At 38.9% G+C, this 8,396-nt stretch carries 7 protein-coding genes; 5 read left to right on the top strand and 2 right to left on the bottom strand.

Going from position 1 to position 8,396, the window contains the following annotated elements:
* Nucleotides 1-254: 254 nt before the first annotated feature.
* The 5 genes from AX660_RS21600 (at nucleotide 255) to AX660_RS21620 (ending at nucleotide 6,423) form a co-directional block, all read left to right on the top strand.
* Complete coding sequence (locus AX660_RS21600) at nucleotides 255-956, top strand: hypothetical protein (protein WP_131811850.1); 702 nt, start codon at nucleotides 255-257, stop codon at nucleotides 954-956.
* A 60-nt stretch (nucleotides 957-1,016) separates the two neighbouring features.
* On the top strand, nucleotides 1,017-1,628 hold the full coding sequence (darT, locus tag AX660_RS21605; RefSeq protein ID WP_068382051.1) for a type II toxin-antitoxin system toxin DNA ADP-ribosyl transferase DarT: 612 nt from the start codon (nucleotides 1,017-1,019) through the stop codon (nucleotides 1,626-1,628).
* A 14-nt stretch (nucleotides 1,629-1,642) separates the two neighbouring features.
* Nucleotides 1,643-2,707: a type II toxin-antitoxin system antitoxin DNA ADP-ribosyl glycohydrolase DarG gene (darG, locus tag AX660_RS21610; RefSeq protein WP_068382465.1), complete on the top strand. Its 1,065-nt coding sequence runs from the start codon at nucleotides 1,643-1,645 to the stop codon at nucleotides 2,705-2,707.
* Between the two features lie 19 nt (nucleotides 2,708-2,726).
* Complete coding sequence (locus AX660_RS21615) at nucleotides 2,727-5,915, top strand: type I restriction endonuclease subunit R (RefSeq protein ID WP_068382053.1); 3,189 nt, start codon at nucleotides 2,727-2,729, stop codon at nucleotides 5,913-5,915.
* A 130-nt stretch (nucleotides 5,916-6,045) separates the two neighbouring features.
* Nucleotides 6,046-6,423, top strand: a complete 378-nt coding sequence (locus AX660_RS21620; protein WP_235594811.1) for a hypothetical protein — start codon at nucleotides 6,046-6,048, stop codon at nucleotides 6,421-6,423.
* A gap of 7 nt (nucleotides 6,424-6,430) precedes the next feature.
* On the opposite strand, the gene AX660_RS21625 is transcribed toward AX660_RS21620, so the two are convergent.
* Nucleotides 6,431-7,255 carry a hypothetical protein gene (locus AX660_RS21625; RefSeq protein WP_068382057.1) on the bottom strand — a complete coding sequence of 275 codons (825 nt, stop codon included), beginning with the start codon at nucleotides 7,253-7,255 and terminating at the stop codon, nucleotides 6,431-6,433.
* A 103-nt stretch (nucleotides 7,256-7,358) separates the two neighbouring features.
* Entirely contained in the window at nucleotides 7,359-8,357 is a 999-nt protein-coding gene (locus tag AX660_RS21630; protein WP_068382059.1) for a hypothetical protein, read from the bottom strand.
* Nucleotides 8,358-8,396: the final 39 nt, after the last annotated feature.

Here is an 8,396-nt window from a genome sequence, read left to right on the forward strand (position 1 = left end):
AAACTAAAATAGGATTATGGTCATATAAGACTACTTGGGTGGATCAGTTTTCGATGCAAATCGTGGATCAGTTTTAAGTACAAATTAACACCGATCTTACCTTTGCATAATTTTTTTTCGGCTATCGTATCTACTCTGTATAAATCTATCGCTGAAAATGTGAGTCAAACTAATTCTCTAATTGTAATTAGAGATACTTTACTTCCAAAACTATTATCTGGCGAAATTGATATAACAAATAGTGATATAACACAATGAAGTATGAAGACTATTTCTCAATGTTCCTCTCAATCGAAGAGGAGCTTGCTGAATTTTTAAAAGTTATTAATTATTCAGAAAAACATCAAAACATTTATTCACATAAATTGGTGTTAATGCTTTTGCAAACATGCCCAATTATAGAATCTTACTTAGTTAGATTGAGCACTAGTTCTGAGTCAGTTAAAAAATCATCAGCTTGGGACTCAGATATAAAAGATAAAATTTGGGAAACCAAAAAGGATAAATCAATTAAATTGTCTTCAGGAAACCGTCAAATCAGTGGCTTTCCTAAGTTTGCCTGTATTGCTGAGGAAGTATTTGAACTAAGTAAGAAAGAAGTCACGTTTTATCATTCAGTTTTATTTCAAAGTAATGGTGGTTGCACTACTTCTACTTATACGCCTTTTAGTGAGTTGGGTGATACATTGCCAAGCTTTCATAGTGAATATAAAAACAATAAAACTAAATATCCCAAATTATACCGTACACCTCAGTGGTGGACTGCATATAACAAAATCAAACATAGCTTTGATGGTGTAGCTCAAGATAAAGTGAATTATGCGGTCGTGATTGAAGCACTAGCAGCTTTGTTTTGTATACTGTGCTTTTGTGAACCAGGTAAAGAATCTTTAAAAGGTAATGGGTATTTGGCCGCTGGAATGATTAAAAGTAGATTGTTTGAGATTAAATTGTAATGGTCAAAATAGCCTTAAACAGCATAAATGGTTTAATAAATACACTATTTAGAGTGTTGTATGAATCCTGATGTGTTTCACATAAGTCATATAAATAACCTTGCCAGTATTATTCAATCTGGTGGGTTAATCTCGGATGCGATTCGTATTAACCAAAAGATTGGCAATCAAAATATCGGCTATAGCCATATCAAACGACGGCGTTTACAACATTTAGTCACAGTGTCGCAGCGAGGCGTTATTGGAAATTACGTACCCTTTAACTTTTGTCCCCGTTCGGTAATGCTATATGTTGTTTACCGTGGTCATACTGATTACAACGGTGGGCAGCAGAATATCTTACACTTAGTGACTGATGTAGATCGTGTGAGGGTACACAACCCTGATTGTTTTTTTACTGATATTCATGCTGACCTTGGTTATGCTGAGCAAATAACAGATTTTTCTCGAATGAAAAACTTAAATTGGGATTACATCAACCGATCTAATTGGCGCGACCCTGTGATAAAAGAAACAAAACAAGCAGAATTTTTAGCCTTTAATAGCGTGCCTTGGGCAGCAATAAAAGAAATAGCGGTAATTAACCAACAGGTTGCAGCACAAGTGTCAGCGATGATTTCAAACCATCCTCATCAACCCGTAGTGAGCGTAAAGCCACAGTGGTATTATTGATGGAAGAGGTAACTATGATTGAATATGTAACAGGTAACATACTGCACGAGCAAACCGATGCAATTGTGAATACGGTTAATACTGTAGGAGTAATGGGCAAAGGTTTAGCACTGCAGTTTAAAAAAGCGTTTCCGCATAACTATACGGTTTATAAAAAAGCCTGTGATCAAAAGTCACTGGTTACTGGCTCCGTTTTGCCTGTTTCAATGGAAAGTTTAAACCCTCCGTATTTTATCATTAACTTTCCAACTAAGGCCCATTGGAAGGGTAGCTCTAAAATGGAGTACATAGAGTCTGGCCTAGATTCTTTAGTAAGCGAAGCTAAGAGACTCAATTTGACGTCGGTGTCTGTTCCAGCTCTTGGCAGCGGTTTAGGGGGCTTAAACTGGAACGACGTTGATAAACTGATTAAACAGAAACTTTCAGCCGCGCCCGAAATAAAATGGCGTATTTTTGCGCCTCAAGCAGCACCCGCAGCAGAAGCGATGCCAAATAAAACTGCCAGGCCCAATATGACGGCTGGTAGAGCAGCAGTAGTCAGTTTAATTGACCGCTACATTAATAAAGGTTTGGCCTATGACCTGTCGTTGTTAGAAATTCAAAAATTAGTTTATTTTTTGACAGCTGCTGGCGAGCCACTTAACAAGGTTAAATTTAGTAAACATCACTATGGCCCTTATGCAGATGTGTTGCGCCATGTATTAAGCAAAATGGAAGGCCACTTTATTAGCGGTTATGCCGATGGGCAGAACAAGCCCGACATTTCAATTCAACTATTACCAAAAGCAAGTGATGAGGCCGACGAGTTTTTACTAGCTCATCAAGATACGTTAAAACGTTTTAATGATGTATCTGATTTGGTTGAAGGTTTTGAGTCACCTTATGGTATGGAGCTATTATCGACCGTACATTGGGTCGCAACTCAGGATATTCCAGAACAAAACTCAGACCCTGATGCTATTGTAGAACGAGTACATGCATGGAGCGAGAAAAAAGCGGCAATGAAACCTCACCAGATTAAGGTGGCGTGGCAGGTACTAAATGATCGTGGCTGGCTAAATAAATACGCTCAAGTATAAAAATAATAGGGGTTGATTAGTGATCACGGAAGACCAACTGGAACAGCTTTGCATAGAATGGTTTACTGAAACCGGCTACCAGTATGCTAACGGCTATGCAATTGCGCCAGATGGTGACACGCCTGAGCGGGCAGATTATAAACAAGTTGTACTGAAAGGCCGTTTAATCAGTCAGCTAGCTATTTTAAACCCGCATATTCCGCAAGAAGCACTCGACCAAGCCGCAGCATTGGTAACTCAGCCTCAAACCCCCATATTGATTAAAAATAATCAGCTTTTTCACCAGCAATTATTGGAAGGCGTTAAAGTTGAGTTTAAGCAAAATGGCGAAGACAAAGCCGACTATGTGCGGCTAATTGATTTTAACAACGTCAATAAAAATCAATTTTTAGTTGTTAATCAGTTCACCATTGCGGGTTCTAAAACTAAACGTCGACCGGACATTGTGGTGTTTATTAATGGCCTACCCATTGCTGTAGTTGAACTTAAAAACCCTGCTGATGAACACGCCGACGTATGGCAAGCGTTTCAACAAATTCAAACTTACAAAGAAGAAATTACTGACTTATTTGTGTTTAACGAAGCACTGATAGTAAGCGATGGTGTGGTATCTAAAGTAGGCAGTTTAACTGCCAATAAAGAACGTTACATGCCGTGGTTAACCATTGAACATGAAGACGACAAACCCAGCTTTGATTACAGTTTGAAAACCATTGTGCACGGCTTTTTTAAACCGGAATTGTTATTAGATTATCTGCGCCATTTTGTATTGTTTGAAACAAGCGATACCGATTTAATCAAAAAGATAGCGGGTTACCATCAATTTCATGCGGTGAGAGCCGCAGTGCAGGCCACGATTATTGCTGCTAAACCTCAATTACAAGATGGTGTGATAGAACGCCGAGCAACTTATTCTGAAAAAGTAAAAGCAGGCTCAGGTAAAGCTGGCGTGGTGTGGCACACGCAAGGCTCGGGTAAATCTATATCAATGGTGTGTTACGCCGGTAAATTGATGGCCCAGCCAGAGATGAATAACCCGACAATAGTGGTAGTGACCGATAGAAATGATTTAGACGGTCAGTTGTTTAATACCTTCAAAATGGCCTCTGAAACATTAAAACAGGTGCCAGTACAAGCGGATGGCCGAGATGCTTTACGTGAAATACTCAGCACCAAGCAGGCCGGAGGCATTGTATTCACTACCGTACAAAAATTTGCATTGCTTGCAGAAGAAACAGAACATCCAATTTTAAGTCAGCGTTCAAACATCGTAGTAGTGAGCGATGAAGCGCATCGCAGTCAATATGGTGACAAGGCCAGATTAGTAGAAGTTAAAGACAAAAATGGCCTGGTGATTGATCACAAGTATGTTTATGGCTATTCCAAATACTTGCGAGATGCCTTACCCAACGCTTGTTTTCTTGGTTTTACCGGTACGCCAATCTCATCTGAAGACAAAGATACCCGTGCCGTCTTTGGTGATTATGTTTCGGTGTATGACATTCAAGATGCGGTAGACGATGGCGCGACTGTGCCGATTTACTATGAATCGCGCTTAGCTAAATTAGATATTAAACAAGATGAAATTCAGCACCTCAACCAAGAGGTGAATGACATCATTGAAGATGAAGAAGATCTTGGCGAACGGGAAAGTACCAAATCAAAATGGGCTGCACTGGAAAAACTGGTAGGTTCGTCCTCTCGAATTGAGCAAGTTGCCGATGACTTGGTTAAACACTTTGAAACTCGCATAGCTAGCTTTCCTGGTAAAGCCATGATTGTATGTATGAGCCGCGAGATCTGTGTGCAAATGTACAATGCCATTGTTGCCTTGCGCCCAGATTGGCACAGTGACGATCCGGCACAAGGTGTAATTAAAGTAGTAATGACAGGCTCGGCGTCAGATAAAGCCATATTACAGCCTCACATTTTTAGTAAAGACGTAAAAAAGAGTTTCGAAAAACGCTATAAAGATGTGAATGACCCTTTGCAACTGGTGATAGTGCGAGACATGTGGTTAACCGGCTTTGATGCACCTAATTGCCATACCATGTATATTGATAAACCTATGAAGGGCCATAACCTGATGCAGGCCATTGCTAGGGTTAACCGTGTGTTTAAAGATAAACCTGGGGGCTTGGTTGTTGATTATATTGGTATTGCCAACGAATTAAAAAATGCGCTTAAAACTTATGCTGATTCGAAGGGTAGGGGTAGCCCTACCGTAGATAATCATGAAGCCTTTGCCATCTTATTAGAAAAGTTAGAAGTGTTGCGTGGCATGATGCAAGGGTTTGACTACAGCAACTTCGAGCAAGATGCTTTAAAACTATTACCTGGCGTAATGGGACACATATCGTCATTACAAAATTCTCAAGGTAAAATAGACGGTAAGAAGCGCTTTTTTGATGTGATGGCCGCATTGGTAAAAGCATATAGTTTGTGTAGCACTTTGGATGAATCGGCAGAGCTAAAAAAAGAAATCGCCTTTTTCAGTGCCGTAAAAGCGGCCCTGAGTAAATACACCAATACTGATAAAAAACTGTCTGACGAGCAAAAGAACTCAGCACTCAGACAAATTATTGATAACGCCATAATTTCAGAAGGTGTAGTCGACATATTCTCAGCGGTAGGGCTAGATAAGCCTAATATTGGTTTGCTATCAGCAGAATTTTTAGAAGATGTACGTAATTTAAAACAGAAAAACTTAGCCGTTGAATTACTAGAAAAACTGTTAAGGGATGAAGTGAAAGCCCGCATGAAAAACGATGTAGTTTCTGAAAAAGCCTATTCAGAACGCATCATGGAAACCTTACGCAAATACCATAACCGCGCTATCGAAACAGCTCAGGTGATTGAAGAGCTAATCAAAATGGCGAAAGACATGGCAAATGACCTCGCTCAGGCTGAAAAGTTAGGTATGAACGCTGATGAAGTTGCGTTCTACCGTGCTCTTATTCAAAACGAAAGTGCTGTAAAAGAACTCGGTGACGACCAATTACGCGGCTTAGCCATTGAAATCACACTCAAACTAAGAGAATCGACCACCGTAGACTGGCAACACCGCGACAGTGTTAGGGCCAGACTACGTAACTTGGTACGAAGAGCCTTACGTAAATGGAAATACCCTCCTGATCGCTCAGATGAAGCCATCGACTTGTGTTTACTGCAAGCAGAAGCCTTGAGCGAACATTGGGTTGCAGGGTGATTAAAGATTACAGCCATATTTTATTAGTGAGGGGAATATGAGTATCTCATTTAGGCATTCTGCTGGGTTTGGTAAAAGGATTGAGTTTTGGGTAGCAGGACTAATGTTGAAGGAGGGAATTGACGTCTACATGCCATTAATTGATGACAATGGCATTGATGCTGTAGTTCGTCGTGACGATGGAACCTTTGTCGAAGTTCAGATTAAGGCACGTTCTAAAAATGTCTTGATGGGTGACGCAGCTCTGTTTGCAGCCCTCACTCATGAATTACGTGAAAATTACTATTTTGTATTTTATTCTGAGCGACTTGAAACATTTTGGATTTTGACTTCAGCCGAACTTATCGCAGAAGCGGTTCAGAATAAAACGGGAAAAAATGTTGGCAAGCGCTCTATTTGGTTTAATGGTAAGCGCAAAAATAAGGAAACTGGAGAATATTCAGAACATTGCCATGAGCGATTTAAAAAATATATTGTTAAAAATTTCGACCGATTGTCTAAAGCTTGAATTTCTCTTAACCAGTGGGGTTAAAAATATTTCCAGTGCCGTCAGCTACAGGGTTAACAAACCAGTTTATATCTTTGTTTTTAGCGGTTTCCATAATGCTTTTCAGCGCTTCAATTTCTTCTTCACTTAAAAAGGGGGATAAATCTGCATTACGGCTTTGTGTTTCGACAATGTTGTTTATTAAATCGGCTATGGCTGAGAGTTGCTCTATTTTAGAAGATGTTTTCAATGCTTCTATTTGGTTTTCTATTTTTACAAATTTTTCTAGTTTTTCTGTTTCCTCATCTTTCATTTCATATACAAAGTAATCAATCTCATTAAGCAGTTCTAGCAAATCATCGGCTTTTGATTCAGACCAAATTTTTTGAATTTCCAGCCCCGAACTTGTAATGACCTCCTTACTTTCTTTCCGCCGTATAATCGAGTTAAATAAATCATCAAGTATGCGTTTACGCTTATTTTTGACGAGTCCACTTTTTAACATCATCTCGTCAAGCTTGTAGAAGGAGCTAAGTAATCGTACATCAGTGTATTCATATTCTGAATAAGCAGGCTGGTTTTCGTCAGCTATAAGCATAGTGCTATTCATTTTTAAATGTGCTCCACCCCAAAGGCCGCTAATGTAACCTAAACTAAATGCAATAAAAAAAGTGCCAATAGATTTTTGAGCTGACGTATTTAGATCTTTGATAAAAACGTAAAAGCCGCCACCAAATGTTAAAAGAGAAAAAATTAACGGTATTACCACTGACATAACAGGACTTGCAGATATCCCGTTTGCAATACCTATGGATAATGCAATAAAGAAAAATCCTACTATCAAAAATACCATTTAGTTTCCTTAAGAAGAGCCAATGTAAATAAATTATTTTAAAATGTGACATCTAAATTGTGGAACTTAAACATCACTAACATTGGACTCAAACAGCAAAAATTTAGGCTGGTTTGCTAGTGGGCACTATACATGGGGTATGCCATTCCACTCTTTTCTTTGATAGTTCAGAAACAATGAGATTTACAAATTGTTTTCCGCCAGAAAAAGGAAGATATATACCAACAACTCTGGGATAAATAATTGTGTCATCGGCATATAAGAGTGATTTGATAGAGCCAACCGCCACGATAGCATTTTGTGCAGTTGTTCGGTTTAATTCACTTTGGATTGGTAATGCAGCACTGATTGACTTTCCGTTTACTCCAAGCGTTTGAACAATTAAGGAGCCTTGTAAGTTTTTGGCTTCAGCCTCAGCACCAATTATTCCTATACCAGCAACATTTGCATTAGCCTGTAGAATATTAATTTCGGCCATTACCCTCAATCCGATTCCTACGTAAACAGGAATATTTACCTCTTGGAACCCTTGTTCCAGAGCATCATATTTTTGTTTTTCGATTATGTCCGTGTAACGTGGGCCTGAAATGCCAGTATTTGACATATTCCATAATTCTTTGTCTGTAAATTGATATACCTCATACTTCAAAGAACCTTCAACCATATTTTTAGGCAGTGTTGTGTCGGTAAGATTAAGTATCCGCGGAGCAATGGAGTCTGTTAATAATACGGACTTTTTAACCCAGATATTAGCGTTTATCGTATCAGCATTAATATAATCAATAGTAATTTTATAGCGTTCACCTTTTGCAGTAGCTTTGGAGCCACCGTAGGTAATATTTCCACTTTTATCAAAACTTTGAACCAGCATTCGTACTGCATTATCAGGCAAAGAAGAAAGTGTAGTTTTACTATCTGAATTAGTTTGCTCTTTCAGTTCTTTGCAACTATCGCTTGGAACACGATCAACAGGAAATGGATCTACCGGAATATAGGTGAAACCTGACTCTTCCTCAGCTGTAGTTATAAGCTTTGGTATTGAGCCACAACTTGTAAGAGAAAAAATTATATAAAGAAGTATAAAGTTTTGAAAATTAAGCATACGAGTCGTCCTTGATATGGCTTTTGTTTAAAAAATAGA

The organism is Paraglaciecola hydrolytica (assembly GCF_001565895.1).
In the GTDB taxonomy this organism is placed as follows: domain Bacteria; phylum Pseudomonadota; class Gammaproteobacteria; order Enterobacterales; family Alteromonadaceae; genus Paraglaciecola; species Paraglaciecola hydrolytica.

Excerpts from the sequence above, each read along its gene's own strand:
- darT (WP_068382051.1), top strand. The coding sequence starts at position 1,017 with ATGAATCCTGATGTGTTTCACATAAGTCATATAAATAACCTTGCCAGT.
- AX660_RS21625 (WP_068382057.1), bottom strand. The coding sequence starts at position 7,255 with ATGGTATTTTTGATAGTAGGATTTTTCTTTATTGCATTATCCATAGGT.
- darG (WP_068382465.1), top strand. The coding sequence starts at position 1,643 with ATGATTGAATATGTAACAGGTAACATACTGCACGAGCAAACCGATGCA.
- AX660_RS21620 (WP_235594811.1), top strand. The coding sequence starts at position 6,046 with ATGCCATTAATTGATGACAATGGCATTGATGCTGTAGTTCGTCGTGAC.
- AX660_RS21600 (WP_131811850.1), top strand. The coding sequence starts at position 255 with ATGAAGTATGAAGACTATTTCTCAATGTTCCTCTCAATCGAAGAGGAG.
- AX660_RS21630 (WP_068382059.1), bottom strand. The coding sequence starts at position 8,357 with ATGCTTAATTTTCAAAACTTTATACTTCTTTATATAATTTTTTCTCTT.